We start from the raw sequence: 21,983 nt of genomic DNA, 5'->3' as shown, positions 1-21,983 counted from the left end.
CGGACGCCCACGGCACCGTCGGCACCCGGCCCCGGCCCCGGTCCGGTCCCGCACGGGACTCGGCGGGGCCCGGACGCGGCGGGGCCCGGCCCCTGGCGGGAGCCGGACCCCGCGCGCGGGGCTACGCCCCGGCGCGGGTGCGCCGCCGGGAGCGCGCCAGGAGCAGTGCCCCCGCACCGCCCAGCGCGAGCACCCCGGCTCCGGCGATCAGTTCCACCGGAGCACCTGCGGACCCGGCGGGCGACGGGGCCTCGTCGAAGCCCCCCGCCATGCCCCCCTCGGCATAGGCCGAGCCCGGCAGCTTGTTCCCGTACGCCTGAGCGACCCGCGCCCGGTAGCCGGTGAGGCTGGTGCCCCCGGCTCCGACGGCCCGCACCGCGTCCTCGTCCAGTGGCAGCACCCTGCTGCCCCCGGCGACGTACCAGGCGTCGATCTGCGGTTCCCGGAACACGGTCCCGCCGGGGAGTTTCGCGGCGCCGAGCCGCGCGTAGCGGAACTCGTCGTCCCCGGTGGCGATGTTCACCACCTGCCAGCCCGCTTCCGTACGGGCGGTCCACAGGGCGGCGCGCTGCCCGTCGGCGGCGACGGCCTCGCTGGCGAGGAACTCCAGGCGGGCCACCGGCGCCCCCGCCTTCCCCGCGACGAACTCCGGGGAGAGGTAGCTGACCGGGATCGCCGCGCCCTCGACCCGGGGCCGCGCCGCGGCGGCCGAGACCTTGCCCTCCCGGGCGAAGAAGCGGGAGAGGGTGGCCAGGCTCTCGGGGGACGCGGCCGCCCGGTCGGCGGCGGCCAGGGTCTCGGCGGTGGCCGCTCCGGGCTGCGGCACGGGCGCGGCGGCGGCCTGTCCGCCGAGGCCGAGGAGGACGTTGGCCGCGAGGACCGCGGCGGCGGCTGTGGTGCGCGGGGTCATGGCGCTCACGCCCCGATCCGGTAGAGGGAATGGGTCCAGGAGAAGGTGCTGTTGTTGACGTACCAGGCGTGGGAGGCCCAGTTGTAGCGGTCGCTGGAGGGCCACGGATCGCCCCAGTAGACCCAATTGCTCGCGGTGTCGTAGCCGTAGAGGACGTGCATGTGGCCGCCGCCGTTGGACCACTGGATCCGGGTCTCGACCGGGCGGTTGGCGTTGATCTCGGTCTGGACGGTGGAGTACTGGAGCCAGCCGGTCACGTAGGAGCCCGGGTTGACGCCGGCCCAGCGCAGGCCGGTCTGGACGTTGCCGAGGGTCGCCTGGTTGTTGGGGCACTCGGAGCCCTGCTGGCGGTTGAAGGCGGCGTTGCAGAACTGGTTCTGGCTGTAGGTGCGGCCGAACCAGGTGGCGATGGTGTTGCCGCCGGCGGCCCAGCACCAGTTGGTCTTCACCTGCGCCTGCATGGTGATGTTCAGGCGTTTGGTGGCGAGGGCCGCACTCGCGCTGTCCGTACCGGCGCCGACGGCGGTGGCGGTGCCGGTGTTGAAGGACAGGGCGAGGAGCAGGGCGGTGAGGAGGGCGGCCGGGTACGGCCGCCGCTTTCTGTTGCGCATCGCGTTCCTCCCGAGGCGGGGATGTGGGGGTGGAGGAGCGCGTCCGGACGCTGTGGAGGAGCATCGGGGTGTTGTCGCGATCAGGTCAACACGCTTCAATACGCGGTGACATTGCAGTGTGAACAGTGGGGCTGCGGTGTGAACGGTTGCTGTCGTTTCACCTGGTCCCCCGGAGCCACCGGCGCGGGCCCCGCTCCGACACGTGTGAACGTTCACAGAGGAGTCGCCATGCGGCCGGCCGGGGACACGGCGGATATCGGACACCTGCTGCGCGCCGGCCCCTTCCACCTCGCCCTGCGCGCCGCCCTGGCCGCGCGCGGCCTGCCGCTGCACCGGGTGCAGCACCGGCTCGCGGCGCGCGGCATCAAGGTCGGCGTCACCAGCCTCAGCTACTGGCAGCAGGGCGCCCGGCGGCCGCGCCACCCGGAGTCCCTGCGGGCCGTTGCCGCGCTGGAGCAGATCCTGGAGCTTCCGGACGGGGCCCTGTCGCGCCTGCTCCGCGCGCCGGAGGCGGCCGCCGGCCCGGCCCGCCCGGCCGCCCGCTCGTACCGGGCGCTGGTCGGGGTGGGTGCGGCGGTGGAGCAGCTGCTCCAGGGGATGGAGCTGCCGCCCGACGGCGGACTGCACTCCGTCGGCCACCACGAGCGGGTCCGCATCGGCGCCGCCGGGGAGCTGCGGTCCCGGGAGTCCCAGCAGATCGTCCGGGCCCACCGCGACGGGGTCGACCGCTACCTCGCCGTCCACCACGGCGATCCGGGCTGCGACGCCTCCCGGGTGGGCGTGACGGCGTACGAGAACTGCCGCACCGGCCGGGTGCGGTGTCACCCGGCGGCCGGGGTCGTGGTCGCCGAGCTGCTGTTCGACGCGCGGCTGCGGCGCGGGGACACGTACGTCTTCGGCTACGGCGTCGAGGACGGCACGGGCGCCCGCAGCGACGAGTACGTGCGCGGGTTCAGCTATGCGGGCGGGCAGTACATGCTCCAGGTCCGCTTCGACGAGGCGGCCCTGCCGGTGCGCTGCCGGCGCTTCGCCCGCAGCGGCCCCCAGGCCCCGCGCACCGGTCTCACGGACCTGACCCCGAGCGGCCGGCACCGGGCGGTGCACCTGCTGGAGCAGGGGGTGCGGCGCGGCATCCTCGGCATCGCGTGGGACTGGGACTGATCGCGTGCTCGGCATGCGCTCGGCCGCGCTCGGCCCGGGATCAGCCCGGGGTCAGCCCGCGATCAGTGTGCCGTTCTGCGCCCTCACCGGTACGGCCGGCAGCGGGTCGGTGGCGGGGCCGCGCAGGACCGCACCCGTCTCCACGTCGAACCGGCTGCCGTGGCAGGGACAGTTGCCCTCGCCTTTGACGATCTTGTCCAGGACGCAGCCCGCGTGGGTGCACTGGGCGCTGAACGCCTTGTACTGGCCCTCCGCCGGGCAGCTCACGATCAGCTTCCGCTCCCGGTACAGCTTCGCGCCGCCCACCGGGACGTCGGCCGCCGCACCCAGGTCCACCGGAGCCGTGGGAGTCGCGGGGGTGTCGCCACCGCTGTCGGTCGCGGTCGAGCAGGCCGCGAGGGTGAGCCCGGCACCGGCTGCCCCTGCGAGCGCCGCGGCGCCCTTCAGGACGGTGCGGCGGGCGGCGGGCTGCGGCGCGGACATGCGGTTCTCCAGGCGGTGCGGGGGCGGGGCGGCCGTTGGGGGCCGTGCGCGGCTGCGGCCGGGGAGTCGGCCGGAGCTCCGGCGCACCCGACGATACCGGCGCCGATGGGGTAGCTTCCCCCGCGTGATCGTCGTCGGCGGAGAAGCCCTCATCGACCTGGTGCCCGCGGCGCGGCCGCCGGGCGCGCTGCTGCCGAGACCGGGCGGCGGCCCGTACAACACCGCCCTCGCGCTGGGGCGGCTCGGCGCCGAGGCCGCCTTCTGCTCCCGGGTCTCGGCCGACGGCTTCGGCGAGAGCCTGCTGTCCGGGCTGCGGGCGGCCGGGGTGGACCTCTCGCTGGTCCAGCGCGGCCCGGAGCCGACCACCCTCGCCGTGCCCTCGCTGGCCCCGGACGGCTCGGCCTCGTACGGCTTCTACGTCGAGGGCACCGCGGACCGGCTGTTCACGCTGCCGCCCGCCCTCCCCGACGGCGTACGGGCCCTCGCGCTCGGGACCTGCTCCCTGGTCCTGGAGCCCGGGGCGAGCGCGTACGAGGCCCTGCTGCGCCGGGAGTCGCGGCGCGGGCTGCTGACCCTGCTGGACCCCAACATCCGGCCGGCGCTGATCGCGGACCCGGCGGGGTACCGCGCCCGGTTCCGGGAGCGGCTGCTGCCGTACACCTCGGTGCTCAAGCTGTCGGAGGAGGACGCGGCCTGGCTGGGCGGCGGCGTCGGCGACTGGCTGGCGGCGGGGCCTTCGGCGGTGGTGCTGACCAGGGGCGCGGCGGGCCTGACCGTCTGGACGCGGGACGGCGGGGAGTGCTCGGTTCCGGCCCGCCGGGTCGGCGTGGTGGACACGATCGGGGCGGGCGACACCGTCAACGCGGCCCTGCTGCACCGCCTCGCGGGCACGGCGGCCCCTCCGCGCGATGCGGTGGACTCCCACGGGGTGGACCGGGGAGGGGTGGAGCGGGGAGGGGTGGACTGGCGCGGGGTGGACTGGCCGGACGTCCTGGCGTACGCCGCGCACGCCTCCGCGCTGACCTGCACCCGGGCGGGGGCCGAGCCCCCGTACGCGGCGGAGCTCTGACGCCTCAGCGCAGCGCGGCCCAGACGGTCCGGGCCACGGCGGGGGCGAACTCCTCCACCGGAGCGACCGCTTCGGCACCGGAGAAGTGCAGGAAGAACGCGCGCTGGAAACAGGCGCCGAGCAGCAGGGCGGCCGCGGTGACCGGGTCGGCGTCGGGCCGCAGCCTGCCCGCGTCCCGCTCCCGAAGCAGCCGGGCGGCGAGGGCCTCCAGGACCACGTGCGGACCGGCGCCGATCTGCCGGACCCCCTCGCGGTGGCGGGTGAGCAGGGCGGGCTCGGCGAACAGCGCGGCGGCCATGGGCAGGGCGTCGGCGTAGAAGAGCGAGGCGTGCCGGGCGATGGCCGTGAGCACCTCCTCGACCCCGCGCTCCCCGGATTCGGCGCGCAGGGCGGCCATCAGGGGCCCGGCGTTGGGCGTGCGCTCCATCAGCACCCGGACGAACAGCTCCTCCTTGTTCGTGAAGTGCTTGTAGAGCGCCGCCTCCGAACAGCCGGCCCCGCGGGCGATGGCCTTGGTGGTGGCGCTGGCGAGCCCGCTCGTGCGCATCAGCGTCTCCGCGGCGTCGAGCAGGCGCTCGGGGGTGGAACGGCTTGACTTCGGGGTGAGCATGCGCTCACCCTAAAGGAGAACAGGGGTGAGTAAGCACTCACCCACCCCGAGCGGGGCGGGAGCCAGGCATGAAGATCACGGTGTTCGGAGCGACGGGCGGAGTCGGCCGGGAGGTGGTCGCCCAAGCCCTGGCCGCGGGCCACGAGGTGACGGCGGTCGTCCGCGACCCGGCCCGGCTGGGGGTGGCGGCGCACGACCGGCTCGACGTGGCCGTCGTACCCGACCTGACGGACGAGAACGCGCTGGCGCCGGTGCTGGCGGGCCGGTCGGCGGTGGTGTCGGCGCTCGGCGCGGGCAGCAACAAGCAGGCGAAGGCCGCCCCCGTGACCGGGCCCGCCGTACGGGCCGTCCTCGCGGCGATGGACCGCGCGGGCGTGAGCCGCCTGTCGGTGGTCAGCGCGGCCCCGCTGGGCCCGGACGTGCCGGGCGACGGCGTCCTCACGCGGACGGTGCTCCTGCCGGTCCTGCGGCGGGCCCTGCGGGACCTGTACGCGGACCTGGCGGTCATGGAGGCGGCGGTCTGCGCCAGCTCCGCCGAGTGGACGGTGGTCCGCCCGCCGCGGCTGCTGAACCGCCCCGGCACCGGCGCGTACCGCCGCGTGATCGGCGCCAACGTCCCGGCCGGCCGCGTCATCCCCCGCGCGGACGTGGCCCACGCCCTGCTGGCGAGCCTGACGGACCCCGCGACCTTCCGCCGCGCGGTGGGCGTGGCCACCTGACCCCGGCGCTCGCTCGGACCGTCGTACGCGCCGGGCGCGGGCCCGCCGCCGGATCTCACACCGGCGCCGACGACGGAGGGGCGACCGCGGTGGGAATGACGACGGAGGGGCCCGGCCGCCAGGCCGGGGCCCATCCGTCCGGGCGCACGCCCCCGCAAGCCCGCCCGGGCCCGGCGCGGCGGCCCGGCTACGCCTTGCGCGCCCGCGTGGCCGTCTTCTTCGCCGGCACCGCCGTCTTCTTGACGGCCGCCTTCTTCGCCGGAGCCGCGGCCTTCTTCGCGGGAGCCTTCTTGACCGCCGCCTTCGTGGCCGCCGCCTTCGTGGCCGGGGACTTCTTCGCCACCGGCCTCGCCGGGGGCGCCGCGGCGTCGGAGACCCGGTCCGCTCCCAGGATGTCCCGCAGGAACTTGCCCGTGTGGCTGGCGCCCACCGAGGCGACCTGCTCCGGGGTGCCCTCGGCCACGACCAGACCGCCGCCGTAACCACCTTCGGGGCCCATGTCGATGACCCAGTCGGCGGTCTTGATGACGTCGAGGTTGTGCTCGATGACGATCACCGAGTTCCCCTTGTCCACCAGCCCCGACAGCACCTTGATCAGCTTCGAGATGTCCTCGAAGTGCAGACCCGTCGTCGGCTCGTCGAGCACGTACACCGTCCGGCCCGTCGACCGCTTCTGCAGCTCCGAGGCCAGCTTGACGCGCTGCGCCTCACCGCCCGACAGCGTCGGCGCGGACTGGCCGATCCGCACGTACCCGAGCCCCACCTCGTTCAGCGTCTTCAGGTGGCGCGCGATCGTCGGCACCGCCTCGAAGAAGCCCAGCGCCTCCTCGATCGGCATGTTGAGGACTTCCGCGATGGACTTGCCCTTGTAGTGGACCTCCAGCGTCTCCCGGTTGTACCGGTCGCCGTGGCAGACCTCGCACGGGACGTAGACGTCCGGGAGGAAGTTCATCTCGATCTTGATCGTGCCGTCGCCGGAGCAGTTCTCACAGCGGCCGCCCTTGACGTTGAAGGAGAAGCGGCCCGGCAGGTAGCCGCGCACCTTCGCCTCCATGGTCTCGGCGAAGAGCCTGCGCACGTGGTCGAAGACACCGGTGTACGTCGCCGGGTTGGACCGCGGGGTCCGGCCGATCGGCGACTGGTCGACGTGGACGACCTTGTCCACGAGGTCGTCGCCCTCCACCCGCGTGTGGCGGCCGGGCACCGACCGGGCGCCGTTCAGCTCGCGGGCCAGGTGGGTGTAGAGGATGTCGTTGACCAGCGTCGACTTTCCCGATCCGGAGACGCCGGTGACCGCGGTGAGCACGCCCAGCGGGAAGGACACGTCGATGTCCCGCAGGTTGTTCTCCTTGGCACCGTGGACGGTCAGCCTGCGCTCCCCGTTCACGGGCCGGCGCACGTCCGGCAGCGGGATGGCACGCTTCCCGGACAGGTACTGCCCGGTGATCGACTCGGGGTTCTTCAGCAGGTCCTTCAGCGAACCGCTGTGCACCACCTTGCCGCCGTGCTCGCCCGCGCCCGGGCCGATGTCGACGACCCAGTCGGCCACCTTGATGGTGTCCTCGTCGTGCTCGACGACGATGAGCGTGTTGCCCATGTCGCGCAGCCGCACCAGCGTCTCGATCAGCCGGTGGTTGTCCCGCTGGTGCAGGCCGATGGAGGGTTCGTCCAGGACGTACAGCACGCCGACCAGGCCGGAGCCGATCTGGGTGGCGAGCCGGATGCGCTGGGCCTCGCCGCCCGAGAGGGTGCCGGCGGCGCGGTTGAGCGACAGGTAGTCGAGACCGACGTCCACGAGGAAGCGGAGCCGCTCGTTGACCTCCTTCAGGACCCGCTCGGCGATCTTCTTGTCGCGGGCGTCGAGCTTCATCCGGCCGAGGAAGTCCGCGCACTCGCTGATCGACATGGCCGCGACCTCGGCGATGGACTTCTCCATGACCGTGACCGCGAGGACGATCGGCTTCAGGCGGGTGCCGTCACAGGTCGGGCAGGGCACCTCGCGCATGTAGCCCTCGAAGCGCTCGCGGCTCGCGTCGCTCTCCGACTCCGAGTGCCGCCGCTTGACGAACGGCACGGCGCCCTCGAAGGCCGTCGTGTACGCCCGCTCCCGGCCGTACCGGTTGCGGTAGCGGACCTCGATCTGCGTCTTGTGCCCGTACAGCAGGGCCTTCTTCGCGCGCAGCGGCAGTCCGGCCCACGCGATGTCCGTCCGGAAACCCAGTTCCGTGGCGAGCGCGCCGACCAGCCGCTGGAAGTAGTCCTTGGTGTGGCCGAGCGACCACGGCGAGACCGCGCCCTCGTCGAGGGACTTGTCCTCGTCGGGGACGATCAGCTCCGGGTCCACCTCCATGCGCGTACCGATGCCGGTGCACTCGGGGCAGGCGCCGAAGGGCGAGTTGAAGGAGAAGGAGCGGGGCTCCAGCTCCTCGAAGGACAGGTCGTCGTACGGACAGTAGAGGTGCTCGGAGTACATCCGCTCACGCTCCGGGTCGTCCTCGGCGAGGTCGACGAAGTCCAGGATGACCATGCCGCCGGAGAGACCGAGGGCGGTCTCCACCGAGTCGGTCAGCCGGCGCTTGGCGCTGTCCTTGACGGTGAGGCGGTCGATGACCACCTCGATGGTGTGCTTCTCCTGCTTCTTCAGCACGGGCGGCTCGGAGAGCTGGATGGTCTCCCCGTCCACCCGCGCCCGGCTGTAGCCCTTGGTCTGGAGGTCGGCGAACAGGTCGACGAACTCGCCCTTGCGCTCGCGCACCAGGGGCGAGAGGACCTGGAAGCGGCTGCCCTCGGGAAGCGCGAGCACCTTGTCGACGATCGCCTGCGGCGACTGGCGCGAGATGGGGCGGCGGCACTCGGGGCAGTGCGGCTTGCCGATGCGGGCGAAGAGGAGGCGGAGGTAGTCGTAGACCTCCGTGATGGTGCCCACGGTGGAGCGGGGGTTGCGCGAGGTCGACTTCTGGTCGATCGAGACGGCCGGGGAGAGACCCTCGATGAAGTCGACGTCGGGCTTGTCCATCTGCCCGAGGAACTGGCGGGCGTACGACGAGAGCGACTCGACGTAGCGGCGCTGGCCCTCGGCGAAGATCGTGTCGAAGGCCAGGGAGGACTTGCCCGACCCGGAGAGTCCGGTGAAGACGATGAGTGAGTCGCGGGGCAGGTCGAGCGAGACATTCTTGAGGTTGTGCTCGCGAGCGCCACGAACGATGAGACGGTCGGTCACGCCGGTCCGCACCTTTCTTGAGAGAGCGGGGACGGGCCCCCGTCCCAGGGTATGGGGGGCGCCTCTGCGATGGAGTGGAGCTGGACTTCCGAGCGTATAGCACGCACATTCGATTTACGGCACTCCGGAGACCGCTTCACCCGATCGTGTGGCCGCGGGCCGGCGGCCACTAGGCTCGCCGCCATGACTGATCATGTGGACGACCTGCGATCTGTACGTGAGGCGACGGACCGGCTGCTGACCGCCGTCGCCAAACTGGACAACGCCGCCCTGGCCGGGGAGTCACACCTCCCCGGCTGGACCCGCGGTCACGTCGTGGCCCATCTCGCGCGAAACGCCGACGCCCTCGTGAACGTCTTCGAGGGACGTCCGATGTACGAGAGCGCCGCCGCACGCGACGCGGACATCGAGCGCGACTCCGGTCGGCCCCTGGAAGAACAACTGCCGGACCTCCGTGATTCCGGGGCCGCCTTCCTCGCCACCACCGAGCCCCGCCAGGACTGGTCCCGCACGGTCGAGCTGCGCAACGGCGTGACCGACCTCGCCGCCAACGTGCCCTTCCGCCGCCTCGTCGAGGTCGAGCTGCACCACGTCGACCTGAACATCGGCTACGAGCTCTCCGACCTCCCGGACGAGTTCACCGGCCGCGAGATCGCCTTCCTCGCCGACCGCTGGTCCAGCCGCCCCGAGGTGCCCCCGACGGCGCTGGCCACGGCCGACGGCCGCACCTGGCGCACCGGCTCCGCGGGCGATCCGGCGGTCACCGTGACGGGCACCGCCGCCGCCCTCCTGGCCTGGCTGGCCGGGCGCGGCGACAAGGGCGCGTCCCTCGCCGCGGCGGGCGGCCCCCTGCCCACGCTCCCCCCGCTCTAGGATTGCCGTCATGACGTACAGCGGAGCGGTCAAGGTCGGCGGTCCGGCCGACGTGCACGAACTCGCGGACCTGATGATTTCCAAGGTTGCGGTGGGCGGGATGAACAACAACGCCTATCTGCTGCGCTGCCGGGCCACCGGTGAGCAGCTCCTGATCGACGCGGCCGCCGAGGCGGACACGCTGCTGAGCCTGATCGGCGACGACGGCATCGCGTCCGTCGTCACCACCCACCGCCACGACGACCACTGGGGCGCGCTCCAGGCGGTCGTCGAGGCGACCGGTGCGCGGACGTACGCGGGCGAGGACGACGCCGAGGGCATCCCGGTGGCGACCGACGTGCGCGTCGCGGACGGGGACACCGTGCGCGTCGGCCGGGTCTCGCTCACGGCGCGGCGCCTGGTCGGTCACACCCCCGGTTCGATCGCGCTGATCTACGACGACCCGCACGGGCACCCCCACGTGTTCACCGGCGACTGCCTCTTCCCGGGCGGCGTCGGCAACACCTCGGGCGACGCGGCGGCCTTCGTGCGCCTCATCGACGACGTCCAGCACAAGCTCTTCGAGCAGTTGCCGGACGAGACCTGGGTCTACCCGGGGCACGGCAACGACACCACGCTCGGAGCCGAGCGGCCGCACCTCGCCGAGTGGCGCGAGCGCGGCTGGTAGACCGGAATCCGTCAACTTCGGTACGCGATGCACTCCTTCCGGTCGCTCCTGACCGAAAGCACCCCCTGAGAGACGGGGAGGGGGTATCTGCTGCACCATGCAACAGGACCCTTCCCCGCCCTCGCCCCCCTCCTCCGCCGCGCGGCTCACCAAGGCCCCGCCGGCCCCGGGGGCCCCACCGCCGCCGGGCTCCGGACGCGGCAGACGCGCCGGGCACCGGCCCGGCATGCTGCGGCTCGCCACGGCCTCGCTGGCCGGAACCGCCATCGAGTTCTACGACTTCTTCATCTACGGGACGGCCGCGGCCCTCGTCCTGGGCCCGCTGTTCTTCCCGTCCTTCTCCCCCCTGGCCGGGACCCTCGCCGCCTTCGGCACCTTCGGCGTCGGTTTCCTCGCCCGTCCGCTGGGCTCCGCGGTCTTCGGCCACATCGGCGACCGTTACGGCAGGCGACCGGTGCTCCTCGGCTCCCTGCTGCTCACCGGCGCGGCCACGGTCGCCGTCGGCTGCGTGCCGACGTACGGCTCGATCGGGATCGCCGCGCCCCTGCTGCTGCTCCTGCTGCGCTTCCTCCAGGGGCTCGGGCTCGGCGGCGAGTGGGGCGGCGCGGTGCTGCTGACCGCCGAGCACGCCCCCGAGCGGCGGCGCGGGCTGTGGTCGAGCTTCCCCCAGATCGGGCCCTCGGTCGGCTTCCTGCTGGCCAACGGCATCATCCTGGCACTGTCGGCCACCCTGACCGACGCCCAGTTCACGTCCTGGGGCTGGCGGGTGCCGTTCTGGGCCGCCGGCGTACTGGCCCTGGCCGGGCTGTGGCTGCGCCGCTCCGTGGAGGAGACCCCCGAGTTCCTCGCGCTGGCCCAGACCGGCGGCCGGGCGCAGGCCCCGCTCGCCGAGGTGGTGCGCGGGCACTGGCGGCTGCTCCTGCTGACCGGCGGGGCGCTGGCCGTGGCGTACGCCGTGTTCTACGCGGTGACCACCTGGTCCCTCGCGTACGCCACCGAGCACCTGGACGTGGGCCGTACCACGATGCTGGCCTGCATCATGGCCGCCGTGGCGGTGAAGGGGGTCGCGACGCCGCTGCTGGGCATGCTCGGCGACCGCTACGGCCGCAGGCCGCTGTGCCTGATCGGCTGCACGGCCTGCCTGCTGTGGATGTTCCCGCTGGTGGCCCTGTTGCGCACGGCCGACCCGCTGCTGATGACGGTGGGCTTCGGCGTGGCCCTGCTCGGCATGGTGACGATGTTCTCGGTGGCGGGCGCCTACCTCCCCGAGCTGTACGCGCCGCACATCCGCTGCACCGGGGCGGCCGTCGGCTACAACCTCGGCGGTGTGCTGGGCGGCGCCCTGACCCCGATAGTGGCGACGGCGCTCGCGAACGGCTCCGGCCCGCCCTGGGCGGTCGCGGTGTACCTGACCGGGGTGGCCCTGGTCAGCCTGGCCTGCTTCGCGCTTCTGCCGGAGACGAACCCGCTGGTGGTACGGACACGGGCGGGGACAGCCGAAGCGGCCGCCCCCGCATAGCCTGCGAAGGCGGCCGCCGGACTCCGTGCGCCGCTGTTACGCGTCGACGCTCCTGTCCTCGCTCCTGCCCTCCTCATGGGCGGCGGCCTCGGCCGCCGCCTGCTTCTTGGAGGCGATCAGGCTGGTGATCGTGGTGATGACCAGGACGCCGCAGATCACGCCCAGCGAGACCGGGATGGAGATCACCGGTACGTGCACGCCGGACTCGTGGAGGGCGTGCAGCACCAGCTTGACGCCGATGAACCCGAGGATGATCGACAGGCCGTAGCTGAGGTGGACCAGCTTCTTGAGCAGGCCGCCGATGAGGAAGTACAGCTGACGCAGACCCATGAGGGCGAAGGCGTTGGCGGTGAAGACGATGTACGGGTCCTGGGTGAGGCCGAAGATCGCGGGGATCGAGTCCAGGGCGAACAGCACGTCGGTGGTGCCGATGGCGAGCATGACGACCATCAGCGGGGTCATGATGCGCTTGCCGTTGCTCTGGATGAAGAGCTTGGTGCCGTGGTAGCGGTCGGCGACGCCGAACTTCTTCTCGACGGACTTCAGGAGGCGGTTCTCCTCGAACTCCTCCTCGTCCTCGTCCTTGCGGGCCTCCTGGATCAGCTTCCACGCCGTGTAGATGAGGAACGCGCCGAAGATGTAGAAGACCCACGAGAAGCTGGCGATGATCGCGGCGCCCGCGGCGATGAAGATCGCGCGCAGCACCAGGGCGATCAGTACGCCGATGAGCAGCACCCGCTGCTGGAGGTGGGAGGGGACCGCGAACTTCGCCATGATCAGGACGAAGACGAACAGGTTGTCGACGCTCAGGGACTTCTCGGTGATGAAGCCCGCGAAGAACTCCTGCGAGGCCTGGCCGTTGCCGAAGAACCACAGGCCGAGGCCGAAGAGAACGGCGAGGACGATCCAGACGACCGTCCAGGTGCCGGCTTCCTTGATCGATACGTCGTGCGGTTTGCGGCCGATGAAGAAATCGGCGCCGATGAGAACGGACAGACCGAGAATGGTCAGTGCCCACAGGGCCCAGGAAACTTCCATGGTGAATACGCCTCCGGCGGATGGCTCAGCACTTCGTCAGCGTCATCGCTGCCGGAGGTCTCTTCCACCCGGGCGGCCTGGAGGCCGTGGGCCGACGCCCCGGGACCGATTGCAGTCCGTATTGACGGGCACGCCGTAGCAGGAAAGCAGGAATACTCCCCTCCGCGCTCACCAGGGTACCCGCCCGGGCCGGAAAAGGTAAAGGGACTACCAAGGACTGGTCATAGGACGGTCTAGGGACCGGCCGCCGCGGGGTCGGCCCCGCTCAGGGGCGACTGGTGCGGCGGGCCTCCGCGATCAGCCTGAGTGCCTGCTCAAGGACTTGACTGCCCTGCGGGGGCAGGTCCGGCTCGAACGTCCAGGCGTGCCGCACCCAGGGGTCGGCGAGATGGTCGTCCGGCACCGGCGACAACCGCATCAGCGATCGCCACAGCGGGTCCAGCAGCGGACCGTAGGCCGAAGCCTCGTCACGGTCCGCGACCATCAGCAGGTGCACGCCGACCGCCGGACCCTCGTCGGCGAGGTAGCGCAACCGGGTGACGGCCCGGTCGTCGAACCCGTGCGGGAAGTCGTGCACGATCAGCAGCTGCTCGGCGGTGTCCACGTCCGCGGGGAGGTCCTCGGGGGCGCCGGCCCGCAGCGCCATCTGTACGAGGTCCACCCGGCGGGTCAGCGCGGCCAGGGTCTGCGTGACCCCGGCGGCTCCGGCCGCGGGCGGCGCGGCCAGCACTCCGGCCCGGACGAGGGGCGCCAGGGAAGCGGCTCCGGCCCCGGCCGCGTCGATGACGTGGACGGAGAACCGGTCGCCGGGGTGGACCGCGAGGAGCCGCGCCGCGTAGGCGACGGCCATGTCCATGGCCGCCCGGCGCAGCCGGTCGGTGTCCATGGCCATCGCGGCCTCGGAGCCGGTGCGGCCGTTGTCGATCCACAGTCCGCGCTCGAGCGGGACCCTGGCCAGCATGGGGATGCGCAGATCGGGCCGCTCGGGCAGGTGCAGGTCGCCCAGGCGCAGGGCCAGCGGGTTCTCCCCGGGGATGCGGTGGCCGTGCCAGACGGGATTGTCCCAGCGGGCGTACGCGGCGGGCAGCGCGGGCTCGACGACCTCGCACTCGGCGACCAGCTGGCCGAGGTCCCGGTCCAGGACGGCACGGGCCTGGGCGACGAGGTCGTCGCGGCGGGCCCGCGCGGTGTCGCGGGCCGCGTTGCCGGAGCCGCCGAGGCGGTGGCGCGGGTCGGACAGGGCCGCGTCGAGCTCGCGGTCCATCCGGGAGTCGGCGAACTCGACGGCGCTGCGATAGGCGGCGACCGAGCGGGCCAGGTCCTCGAACATGCCCCAGACCTGGTTGTAGAGCCGCTCCTCCATGGACCAGCCGTCGGCGTCGCCGGCGACCGGGCGCGGGGGCTGTCCGGGCTCGGCCGGCGCGGCGGCCCGGGGGGCCGGCTCGGGCGGCTCGGTGCTGCCGGGGCGGCGGCGCGGGTGCACGTAGCTGAGGGTGCCGGGGCCGAGCGTCGGCGGGGAGGCGTCACCGCCGGCCGCGGGGCCCGGCGTACCGGCGTACGGGCTCCCCGAGGCGGGAAGCGGGTCCGGCGGCTCGGGGGCGGGGGCGGGCGCCTCGTCGGGGGCCCGCGGGGAGCCCAGGTCGCGGACCAGGGTCGGCATGGCGGCGAGGGTGGGGTCGCTCTCGCCGGTGCGCGCGGCCGTCCGCAGCGCGGCGGCGGCGAGCGCGGCTGCCTCGGGGGCCGGCAGTCCGCCGTCGGCCAGCAGGGCGCCGAGGCCCTCGGCGTACCCCTGGCCGACCGCGCGGACCTTCCAGGCGCCCTGGCGCCGGTAGAACTCCAGCGCCACGACGGCGGTTTCGCCGTCCAGCCCCGTCAGGGTGTAGCCGGCGAGTTCGGTGCCCTCCGGGTCGGCGACGGCCACGTACGGGGCCGGGACCGCGCCGAAGCGCACCGGGCCGCCGGGCGGCAGCACCAGCACCACGCCGACCGTGTGGACGGCCGTGGGAACGGCGTCGAGGTCGACGGGGAAGGCGTGCCGCTCGGCGATCTCCTCCGGTGAGCGGACACCGGGGAGCGACGGGGCGCCCGGGTGCGTCAGTGCCTCCGGGCCGCAGAACCGGCCCCGTTCGTCGGCGAGCGAGGCCAGGGCGAGCACGGGTGTGCCCGCCGAGACCCTGATCTCCACCCGGCTGTGGGACACGGGGTGGTTCTGCCCCCGGACCAGTTCGGCCGTCATCGTGCAGCCCCTCCCCCGTGCCTTCTTCTCTTGTCCGGTACTGCTACAGGTGCGGCAGGATCGACGGCATGAGGTCCTGGAAGGTGCGGCCGTTGGCCGGGTTCCCGAGGGCCGTCATCTGCCAGCCGGTGCCCACGCGGGACACCTTCGCCATGATCTGCGCGGTGTACTGGCCACCGCCGTCGAGGGTGTACCGGGCCATCTCCTGGCCGTTGGTCTCGTCGACGATGCGGCAGAACGCGTTCTGCACCTCCTGGAACGTCTGGCCGGTGAACGAGTTCACCGTGAAGACGATCTGGTCGATGTGCACCGGCACGCGCTGCAGGTCGACGAGGATCGACTCGTCGTCCCCGCCCTGGCCGACGCCGCCGACGAGGTTGTCACCGGTGTGCCGGACCGAGCCGTCGTCGCTCTGCAGGTGCCGGAAGAAGACCACGTCCACCGGCTGCTTGTCGGCGAAGAGCACCGCCGACGCGTCCAGGTCGATCTCCCTGGTCCGCGAGCCGAACAGCCCGCGGCGCTTCGCCGCCTGCCAGCCGAGGCCCATCCGGACCGCGGTCAGCGTGCCCCCGTCCGCCTTCTGCAGACTGATGGCCTGACCCTTGGTCATGTTGACCGTCACTCGCTGTCCCCTCTCCATGGCCCGCCCCGACATCGGGCGCGCAACGTGTACCCGCGGCTGTGCACCAACCCTACTGACAGGGTCCGGGTCAGGCGAGGCCCGCTTCCTTCATCTGCCTCAGCTCCTTCTTCAGCTCGCCCACCTCGTCCCGGATCCGGGCGGCCACCTCGAATTGCAGCTCGGCCGCCGCACCGCGCATCCGCTCGGTCATCTGCTCGATGAGCGCGGCCAGTTCGGCGGCCGGGCGGTCGGTGAGCACCTCGCCGGACCGGGCTCCCCCGGCCCCCTTCGCGCCCTTCGTCCCCTTGCCCGCCGCGGCCCGGCCGGCCGTGCCGCCGAGCGCCGGGACCGGCGCCTTGGCCCCCTTGGTGTCCTTCGCCTGCCGGTATCCGGTGCCGAGGAGCTCCTCGGTGTCCAGTTCCTCGCGGGCGATGGTGGCGACGATGTCGTTGATCTTCTTGCGCAGCGGCTGCGGGTCGATGCCGTGGGCCGTGTTGTAGGCGACCTGCTTCTCGCGGCGCCGGTTGGTCTCGTCGATCGCCTGCGCCATCGCCGGGGTGATGCTGTCCGCGTACATGTGGACCTGGCCGGACACGTTGCGCGCCGCGCGGCCGATCGTCTGGATCAGCGAGGTGCCCGAGCGCAGGAAGCCCTGCTTGTCGGCGTCGAGGATCGCCACGAGGGAGACCTCGGGCAGGTCCAGGCCCTCGCGGAGCAGGTTGATGCCGACCAGCACGTCGTACTCGCCGGCCCGCAGCTCGCGCAGCAGCTCGATGCGGCGCAGGGTGTCCACGTCGCTGTGCAGGTAGCGGACCTGGATGCCGAGCTCCAGGAAGTAGTCGGTGAGGTCCTCGGACATCTTCTTGGTGAGGGTGGTCACCAGGACGCGCTCGTCCTTCTCGACCCGCAGGCGGATCTCGTGCACCAGGTCGTCGATCTGGCCCTCGGTGGGCTTGACGACGACCTCGGGGTCGATGAGGCCGGTGGGGCGGATGATCTGCTCGACGAATCCGTCGCCCCGGGAGAGCTCGTACTTGCCGGGGGTGGCCGACAGGTAGACGGTCTGGCCGATGCGCTCCTGGAACTCTTCCCACTTCAGCGGACGGTTGTCGAGCGCGGAGGGCAGCCGGAACCCGTGGTCGACCAGGGTCCGCTTGCGCGAGGCGTCCCCCTCGTACATCGCGCCGATCTGGGGGACGGTGACGTGCGACTCGTCGATGACGAGGAGGAAGTCCTCGGGGAAGTAGTCGATGAGGGTGTTGGGCGCCGTGCCACGCTCGCGGTCGTCCATGTGCAGCGAGTAGTTCTCGATGCCGGAGCACGACCCGATCTGGCGCATCATCTCCAGGTCGTAGGTGGTGCGCATGCGCAGCCGCTGGGCCTCCAGCATCTTGCCCTGCTTCTCCAGCTCGGCGAGGCGTGCGGTCAGCTCGGCCTCGATGCCGCGGACCGCCTTCTCCATGCGCTCGGGGCCGGCGACGTAGTGGCTGGCGGGGAAGACGTACAGCTCCCGGTCCTCGCTGATGACCTCGCCGGTCAGCGGGTGCAGCGTGGACAGGGCCTCGATCTCGTCACCGAACATCTCGATGCGGACCGCGAGTTCCTCGTAGACCGGGAAGATCTCGATGGTGTCGCCGCGCACCCGGAAGGTGCCGCGGGTGAAGGCCACGTCGTTGCGCGTGTACTGGATGTCGACGAAACGGCGCAGCAGCTGGTCCCGGTCGAACTCCTCCCCCACCTTGAGGGAGACCATCCGGTCGACGTACTCCTGCGGGGTGCCGAGGCCGTAGATGCAGGACACGGAGGCGACGACGATGACGTCGCGCCGGGTGAGGAGCGAGTTCGTCGCGGAGTGGCGCAGCCGCTCCACCTCCTCGTTGATCGAGGAGTCCTTCTCGATGTACGTGTCCGACTGCGGTACGTATGCCTCGGGCTGGTAGTAGTCGTAGTACGACACGAAGTACTCGACGGCGTTGTTCGGCAGGAGCTCGCGGAACTCGTTCGCCAGCTGGGCGGCGAGGGTCTTGTTCGGCGCCATGACCAGGGTGGGGCGCTGGAGCTTCTCGATCATCCACGCGGTGGTCGCCGACTTGCCGGTGCCGGTCGCGCCCAGCAGGACGACGTCCTTCTCACCTGCCCGGACGCGCTTCTCCAGCTCGGCGATGGCCGCCGGCTGGTCGCCGCTGGGCTGGTAGGAACTGACGACCTCGAAAGGCGCCACCGTGCGTTCGATCTTCGATACGGGCCGCATGGGTCAACCGTACGACCCGCCACTGACACTCACGCAAAAGGCGCGGGTCCGCGCGCTCCGGCGGGTCCGGCGAGTCTGCGCGGGTCTGGTCCGTTTGTCGTAGTTCGGTGGCGGCCCGGTGATCTTCGACGCCATGATCGCCGTGAAAGAGATCTCCGTGAAGTGCACCGCCGCCACGTCTTCCGCTCCGCGCCCGTTCGTGCCAGGAGCAGGGTTCACGACCCGAGGAGAACGCACATGTACGTCGTCCGACCCGCCGCCGCGGCAGCCGCCGCCTTCCTGGGCTTCACCCTCACCGTGCTCGGCGGGACATCCTCCACCGCAGCCTCCCCGTCCCTCCCGTCCCGCCCGGCGGCTCCCCGAGCCGCCGCCGACGTGTTCGCGACCCCCGTGGTGTACGCCCACCGGGGGGCCTCGGCGTACGCGCCGGAGAACACCCTCGACGCCGTCGACCTGGCCATGCACCTGGGCTTCGACTGGGTCGAGAACGACGTGCAGCGCACCGGCGACGGCGAGCTGGTGGTGATCCACGACGACACCCTGGCCCGGACCACCGACGTCGAGGAGGTGTTCCCCGACCGCAAGCCGTGGCGGGTCAGGGACTTCACGGCGGCGGAGATCTCCCGGCTGGACGCGGGCAGCTGGTTCGGCGACGAGTTCGCGGGCGCCCGGGTTCCCACCCTGCGGCAGTACCTCGACCGGGTGCAGCGCAATCAGCAGCGGCTCCTGCTGGAGATCAAGAAGCCGGAGCTCTACCCCGGGATCGAGGCGGAGACCCTGAAGGTGCTGGGTGCGGCCGGCTGGCTCGACCCGGGCCACGTCTCGACGCGCCTGGTGGTGCAGAGCTTCAGCGCCGACAGCGTCCGCACGGTGCACGAGCTGCGGCCGGACCTCGTGACGGCCTTCCTCGGCACGCCCTCGGTGACGGACCTGCCGCTGTACGCGAAGTTCACCGACCGGATCAACCCGTGGCACACCACGATCTCGGCGGACTGGGTCGCCGCGGTGCACGGCCTGCTGGGCGCCCACGGCCGGACGATGGAGGTGGACACCTGGATCGTGGACGACGCGGCGACGGCCCGCAAGGTCCGGGACATGGGGGTGGACGGGATCATCACCAACGCGCCGGACGTGGTCCGGGAAGCGGTCGACTTCTTCTGACCTTCCGACCGTGCCGGGGCGGGGGTGGGGGCGGGGGCAGGGCGGGGGTGGGGGCGGGTCCCGAGGCCGTCGCCGGGGTTGTCGGTGGCGCGACGTACGGTGAACGAGTGGACACCACCGTGGGCGGTACCGACAGCACCGAGCGGCCCCGCGGGCCGCGCCTCGAATGGACCGTCGTCTCCAGCGACATCGGCCCCCTGCTCCTGGCCGCGACCCCGGAGGGACTGGTCCGGGTCGAGTTCCACGCCGGGCCGGACCGGGTCGACGCGATGATCGGCCCGCTCGTCTCCCGGCTCGGCGCCGACGCGCGGCGTCCGGCGCCGGGCGCGGAAGTGCTGCTGGCGGAGCCCGTCCGCCAGCTCCGGGCGTACTTCTCCGGCGCCCTGCGGCGGTTCGATCTGCCGCTGGACTGGCGGCTCAGCTCCGGCTTCAACCGGCAGGTGCTCCAGGAACTGGACCGTTCCGTGCCGTACGGGGCGGTCGTCGGGTACGGGGAACTGGCCGCCCGGGTCGGCCAGCCCGGCGCCGCCCAGGCCGTGGGCAACGCCATGGGCTCGAATCCACTGCCGCTGGTGGTGGCCTGTCACCGGGTCGTGGAGAACGACGGGGGCATCGGGGGCTTCGGCGGCGGGGTGGAGACCAAGCGCCTGCTGCTCGCCCTGGAGGGCGTCCTGCCGCAGCCCCTGTTCTGACGGTCCGGGGCCCGGACCCCGGACCGGGGGCGGGGAGCGGGCCGGGAGTGGGGACCAGGCCCCGGAGAGGAACGGAGCCCGGGCAGCGGGCACGGGGCAGCGGGACGTGCAGCGGATCCGGGACGGAGTCCCGGCGGCGGATCCGGGGCGGAGTCCCGGCCGCGGATCCGGGGCGGTGCCGGGGTGTTCCGGGCCCGCCGCCGTCCCTGTTCCGCGCCGGGGAGCGGGGTGCGAGACTGCCGCGGTGACCTCTGCCTCCGCCGCTCCCGCCGCCGCACCCGAGCCCGTCCCGCAGCCCTGTCCGGGGTGCGCCGCGTGACCTCCTCGCCCCGTACCGACCGGACCGCTGCGCCCGTCGCCCCGGCGGACCTGGACCGGCTGCGGCGCCGCACCACCGGGGTGCTGATCGCCGGCCAGGTGCTCGGCGGGCTCGGCGTGCCGATCAGCATCGCCCTGGCGCCCGTCCTCGCCACCGAGGTCAGCGGGACCGAGGCCCTGTCCGGGCTCGCCTCCACCGCCTCGGTGGTGGGCACCGCCCTCCTCTCGCTCCCCCTCGCCGCGCTGATGACCGCGCGCGGCCGCCGGCCCGGCCTGGTCCTCGCGTACGCGATCGGCGCGGCGGGCGCGGCCCTCGTCGTCCTCGCCGCCACCGTCCGGAACTTCCCCCTGCTGCTGCTCGGCATGGCCGCCTTCGGCGCCGCCTCCTCGGCCAACCTCCAGGCCCGGTTCGCCGCCGCCGACCTCGCCGCCCCGGACCGCCGGGCCCGGGCGATCTCGGTCGTCGTGTGGGCGTCCACCGTCGGCGCGGTGCTCGGGCCGAACCTGTCCGCCCCGGCCAGCCGCAGCTTCGCCGGCACCTCCATACCCGAGACGGCGGGGCCCTTCGTGTGGGCCGCCGTCGTCTTCCTGCTGACCGGCACGCTGATCGGCGTACTCCTGCGGCCGGACCCGCTGCTGACGGCCCGGGCACTGGCCGGGCCCGCGGAACAGAGCCGGGAGGGCCGCTCGCTGCGCGCCGGGTTCGCCGCCGTCAGGGCCTCGCCGCGGGCGCGGCTCGCCCTTCTCACCGTAACGGTGTCCCACACCACCATGGTCTCGATCATGATCATGACCCCGATGGACCTGGGGCACCACGGCGCCGGGCTGGAGCTCGTCGGGCTGGTGATCAGCGGTCACATCGCGGGCATGTTCGCTTTCTCCCCCGTCATGGGGTGGCTCGCGGACCGCCTCGGCCGGCTGGCGGTGATCGGGCTGGCGGCGGGACTGCTGTCCGTCGCCGCGCTGCTCGCCGGAACGGCCGGGCCGCACCACGGCCAGAGCGCCCTCGGCCTGTTCCTGCTCGGCCTCGGCTGGTCCGCGGGGATGGTGGCCGGGTCCGCGCTGCTGACGGACTCGGTGCCGCAGCCCGCGCGGGCCGCCGCGCAGGGCCTGGGCGACCTCACGATGAACGCCGCCGCGGGCCTGGGCGGCGCGGCCGCCGGGCTGGTCATGGCGCAGGCGGGCTACGGCTGGCTGAACGCCATCGGTGCCGCGCTGCTGCTGCCGATGGCGGCGCTCGCCCTGTTCACCGCGCGCCGCCACCCCGCGCCGGAGCCGGCCCCGAAGGACGTCAGTAGCTGATGTGGTAGGCCTTGCGCAGCGTCTCGTGCACGGTCCAGGTCGTCCGGTCGCCCTCCCGGAGCACGCACGCGGAGCCCGGCCCGACCTCCAGGGTCCCGCCGCCCTCGACCTCGATGGTGGCGCGGCCGCTGACCACCACGAACAGCTCGTCGGCCTCGGTGTCGGTGACCACCCCCGGGGTGATCTGCCAGATCCCGCGCACCTGCTTGCCGTCCGGTGACTCCCACAGCACCTTGCCGGTCACCACCGGCTCGCCCGAGACGATCTGGCCGGGGTCGAGCTCCTCGGTCTCCAGCTCCGCGTCGGGAACGTCCGGAAGGCTGACGGCGAAGGAGGCGGGCCCGGGCGCGGAAGGGCCGGAGGAAGCGGGGTCGGCGGCGGGCGCGGAGGCGTGGTGGTCACTGGTGCTCATGGCGCGCCAGCCTAATCCGGCCGGCCCGCGCCGCGCGGTGGCCACAGCGTCCAGGAACGGCCCGGCTGACGAGTCACCCTGTCCAGCCCGGCCGCTGCGGGGGCGCTAC

General features: G+C 73.0%; 19 protein-coding genes. 9 read left to right on the top strand and 10 right to left on the bottom strand.

Annotated elements, in window-relative coordinates:
* Positions 1-121 precede the first annotated feature (121 nt).
* Together ABT106_RS10735 and ABT106_RS10730 are read right to left on the bottom strand one after the other, a co-directional pair.
* On the bottom strand, positions 122-910 hold the full coding sequence (locus ABT106_RS10735; protein WP_351275175.1) for a hypothetical protein: 789 nt from the start codon (positions 908-910) through the stop codon (positions 122-124).
* Between the two features lie 5 nt (positions 911-915).
* On the bottom strand, positions 916-1,521 hold the full coding sequence (locus ABT106_RS10730; RefSeq protein WP_351275153.1) for a papain-like cysteine protease family protein: 606 nt from the start codon (positions 1,519-1,521) through the stop codon (positions 916-918).
* 228 nt (positions 1,522-1,749) lie between these two features.
* Between ABT106_RS10730 and ABT106_RS10725 the strand changes: the two genes are divergently transcribed.
* A complete protein-coding gene (locus ABT106_RS10725; protein WP_351275151.1) occupies positions 1,750-2,682 on the top strand; it encodes a hypothetical protein in 933 nt (310 codons plus the stop codon).
* Between the two features lie 51 nt (positions 2,683-2,733).
* Here the strand turns inward: ABT106_RS10725 and ABT106_RS10720 are convergent, their stop codons facing one another.
* Positions 2,734-3,165, bottom strand: coding sequence for a Rieske (2Fe-2S) protein (locus ABT106_RS10720; RefSeq protein ID WP_351275149.1), 432 nt, complete (start codon positions 3,163-3,165; stop codon positions 2,734-2,736).
* A 124-nt stretch (positions 3,166-3,289) separates the two neighbouring features.
* Here ABT106_RS10720 and ABT106_RS10715 point away from each other — a divergent pair, with 124 nt between their 5' ends.
* On the top strand, positions 3,290-4,234 hold the full coding sequence (locus ABT106_RS10715) for a carbohydrate kinase family protein (protein WP_351275147.1): 945 nt from the start codon (positions 3,290-3,292) through the stop codon (positions 4,232-4,234).
* A 4-nt stretch (positions 4,235-4,238) separates the two neighbouring features.
* On the opposite strand, the gene ABT106_RS10710 is transcribed toward ABT106_RS10715, so the two are convergent.
* On the bottom strand, positions 4,239-4,844 hold the full coding sequence (locus tag ABT106_RS10710; RefSeq protein WP_351275145.1) for a TetR/AcrR family transcriptional regulator: 606 nt from the start codon (positions 4,842-4,844) through the stop codon (positions 4,239-4,241).
* Positions 4,845-4,912: 68 nt separating this feature from the next.
* Here ABT106_RS10710 and ABT106_RS10705 point away from each other — a divergent pair, with 68 nt between their 5' ends.
* Positions 4,913-5,563, top strand: coding sequence for an NAD(P)-dependent oxidoreductase (locus tag ABT106_RS10705; RefSeq protein WP_351275143.1), 651 nt, complete (start codon positions 4,913-4,915; stop codon positions 5,561-5,563).
* Between the two features lie 187 nt (positions 5,564-5,750).
* On the opposite strand, the gene uvrA is transcribed toward ABT106_RS10705, so the two are convergent.
* The gene (uvrA, locus tag ABT106_RS10700; protein ID WP_351275141.1) at positions 5,751-8,783 is read right to left on the bottom strand and encodes an excinuclease ABC subunit UvrA; all 3,033 of its coding nucleotides are present in this window, start codon (positions 8,781-8,783) and stop codon (positions 5,751-5,753) included.
* 183 nt (positions 8,784-8,966) lie between these two features.
* Here uvrA and ABT106_RS10695 point away from each other — a divergent pair, with 183 nt between their 5' ends.
* The 3 genes from ABT106_RS10695 to ABT106_RS10685 all read left to right on the top strand — a co-directional run bounded on the left by ABT106_RS10695 (position 8,967) and on the right by ABT106_RS10685 (position 11,842).
* The gene (locus tag ABT106_RS10695) at positions 8,967-9,656 is read left to right on the top strand and encodes a maleylpyruvate isomerase family mycothiol-dependent enzyme (RefSeq protein WP_351275140.1); all 690 of its coding nucleotides are present in this window, start codon (positions 8,967-8,969) and stop codon (positions 9,654-9,656) included.
* Between the two features lie 10 nt (positions 9,657-9,666).
* Complete coding sequence (locus ABT106_RS10690; protein ID WP_351275138.1) at positions 9,667-10,323, top strand: MBL fold metallo-hydrolase; 657 nt, start codon at positions 9,667-9,669, stop codon at positions 10,321-10,323.
* A 226-nt stretch (positions 10,324-10,549) separates the two neighbouring features.
* Entirely contained in the window at positions 10,550-11,842 is a 1,293-nt protein-coding gene (locus ABT106_RS10685) for an MFS transporter (protein ID WP_351275173.1), read from the top strand.
* A gap of 36 nt (positions 11,843-11,878) precedes the next feature.
* On the opposite strand, the gene ABT106_RS10680 is transcribed toward ABT106_RS10685, so the two are convergent.
* From ABT106_RS10680 to uvrB, 4 genes are all read right to left on the bottom strand, one after another.
* Positions 11,879-12,880 (bottom strand): TerC family protein, encoded by a 1,002-nt coding sequence (locus ABT106_RS10680; protein ID WP_351275136.1) that lies wholly within the window; start codon positions 12,878-12,880, stop codon positions 11,879-11,881.
* 265 nt (positions 12,881-13,145) lie between these two features.
* A complete protein-coding gene (locus ABT106_RS10675; RefSeq protein WP_351275134.1) occupies positions 13,146-15,116 on the bottom strand; it encodes a TerD family protein in 1,971 nt (656 codons plus the stop codon).
* 43 nt (positions 15,117-15,159) lie between these two features.
* The gene (locus ABT106_RS10670) at positions 15,160-15,738 is read right to left on the bottom strand and encodes a TerD family protein (protein ID WP_351275132.1); all 579 of its coding nucleotides are present in this window, start codon (positions 15,736-15,738) and stop codon (positions 15,160-15,162) included.
* An 88-nt stretch (positions 15,739-15,826) separates the two neighbouring features.
* The gene (gene uvrB / locus ABT106_RS10665; protein ID WP_351275130.1) at positions 15,827-17,989 is read right to left on the bottom strand and encodes an excinuclease ABC subunit UvrB; all 2,163 of its coding nucleotides are present in this window, start codon (positions 17,987-17,989) and stop codon (positions 15,827-15,829) included.
* 237 nt (positions 17,990-18,226) lie between these two features.
* Between uvrB and ABT106_RS10660 the strand changes: the two genes are divergently transcribed.
* The 3 genes from ABT106_RS10660 (at position 18,227) to ABT106_RS10650 (ending at position 21,462) form a co-directional block, all read left to right on the top strand.
* Entirely contained in the window at positions 18,227-19,150 is a 924-nt protein-coding gene (locus ABT106_RS10660) for a glycerophosphodiester phosphodiesterase (RefSeq protein ID WP_351275128.1), read from the top strand.
* Between the two features lie 107 nt (positions 19,151-19,257).
* Positions 19,258-19,842 carry a methylated-DNA--[protein]-cysteine S-methyltransferase gene (locus ABT106_RS10655; RefSeq protein ID WP_351275126.1) on the top strand — a complete coding sequence of 195 codons (585 nt, stop codon included), beginning with the start codon at positions 19,258-19,260 and terminating at the stop codon, positions 19,840-19,842.
* Positions 19,843-20,157: 315 nt separating this feature from the next.
* Positions 20,158-21,462 carry an MFS transporter gene (locus ABT106_RS10650; RefSeq protein WP_351275124.1) on the top strand — a complete coding sequence of 435 codons (1,305 nt, stop codon included), beginning with the start codon at positions 20,158-20,160 and terminating at the stop codon, positions 21,460-21,462.
* On the opposite strand, the gene ABT106_RS10645 is transcribed toward ABT106_RS10650, so the two are convergent.
* Positions 21,452-21,874: a cupin domain-containing protein gene (locus ABT106_RS10645; RefSeq protein WP_351275122.1), complete on the bottom strand. Its 423-nt coding sequence runs from the start codon at positions 21,872-21,874 to the stop codon at positions 21,452-21,454. The genes ABT106_RS10650 and ABT106_RS10645 overlap by 11 nt on opposite strands.
* Between the last annotated feature and the right edge of the window lie 109 nt (positions 21,875-21,983).

Source organism: Streptomyces sp. NPDC002044 (assembly GCF_040296725.1).
Classification (GTDB): Bacteria; Actinomycetota; Actinomycetes; order Streptomycetales; family Streptomycetaceae; genus Streptomyces; species Streptomyces antarcticus.
The sequence above is the reverse complement of the archived record's forward strand: the minus strand, read 5'-3'. Positions and strand labels throughout refer to the sequence as shown.

Excerpts from the sequence above, each read along its gene's own strand:
- ABT106_RS10735 (WP_351275175.1), bottom strand. The coding sequence starts at position 910 with ATGACCCCGCGCACCACAGCCGCCGCCGCGGTCCTCGCGGCCAACGTC.
- ABT106_RS10730 (WP_351275153.1), bottom strand. The coding sequence starts at position 1,521 with ATGCGCAACAGAAAGCGGCGGCCGTACCCGGCCGCCCTCCTCACCGCC.
- ABT106_RS10725 (WP_351275151.1), top strand. The coding sequence starts at position 1,750 with ATGCGGCCGGCCGGGGACACGGCGGATATCGGACACCTGCTGCGCGCC.
- ABT106_RS10720 (WP_351275149.1), bottom strand. The coding sequence starts at position 3,165 with ATGTCCGCGCCGCAGCCCGCCGCCCGCCGCACCGTCCTGAAGGGCGCC.
- ABT106_RS10710 (WP_351275145.1), bottom strand. The coding sequence starts at position 4,844 with ATGCTCACCCCGAAGTCAAGCCGTTCCACCCCCGAGCGCCTGCTCGAC.
- ABT106_RS10705 (WP_351275143.1), top strand. The coding sequence starts at position 4,913 with ATGAAGATCACGGTGTTCGGAGCGACGGGCGGAGTCGGCCGGGAGGTG.
- ABT106_RS10695 (WP_351275140.1), top strand. The coding sequence starts at position 8,967 with ATGACTGATCATGTGGACGACCTGCGATCTGTACGTGAGGCGACGGAC.
- ABT106_RS10690 (WP_351275138.1), top strand. The coding sequence starts at position 9,667 with ATGACGTACAGCGGAGCGGTCAAGGTCGGCGGTCCGGCCGACGTGCAC.
- ABT106_RS10685 (WP_351275173.1), top strand. The coding sequence starts at position 10,550 with ATGCTGCGGCTCGCCACGGCCTCGCTGGCCGGAACCGCCATCGAGTTC.
- ABT106_RS10680 (WP_351275136.1), bottom strand. The coding sequence starts at position 12,880 with ATGGAAGTTTCCTGGGCCCTGTGGGCACTGACCATTCTCGGTCTGTCC.
- ABT106_RS10675 (WP_351275134.1), bottom strand. The coding sequence starts at position 15,116 with ATGACGGCCGAACTGGTCCGGGGGCAGAACCACCCCGTGTCCCACAGC.
- uvrB (WP_351275130.1), bottom strand. The coding sequence starts at position 17,989 with ATGCGGCCCGTATCGAAGATCGAACGCACGGTGGCGCCTTTCGAGGTC.
- ABT106_RS10660 (WP_351275128.1), top strand. The coding sequence starts at position 18,227 with ATGTACGTCGTCCGACCCGCCGCCGCGGCAGCCGCCGCCTTCCTGGGC.
- ABT106_RS10645 (WP_351275122.1), bottom strand. The coding sequence starts at position 21,874 with ATGAGCACCAGTGACCACCACGCCTCCGCGCCCGCCGCCGACCCCGCT.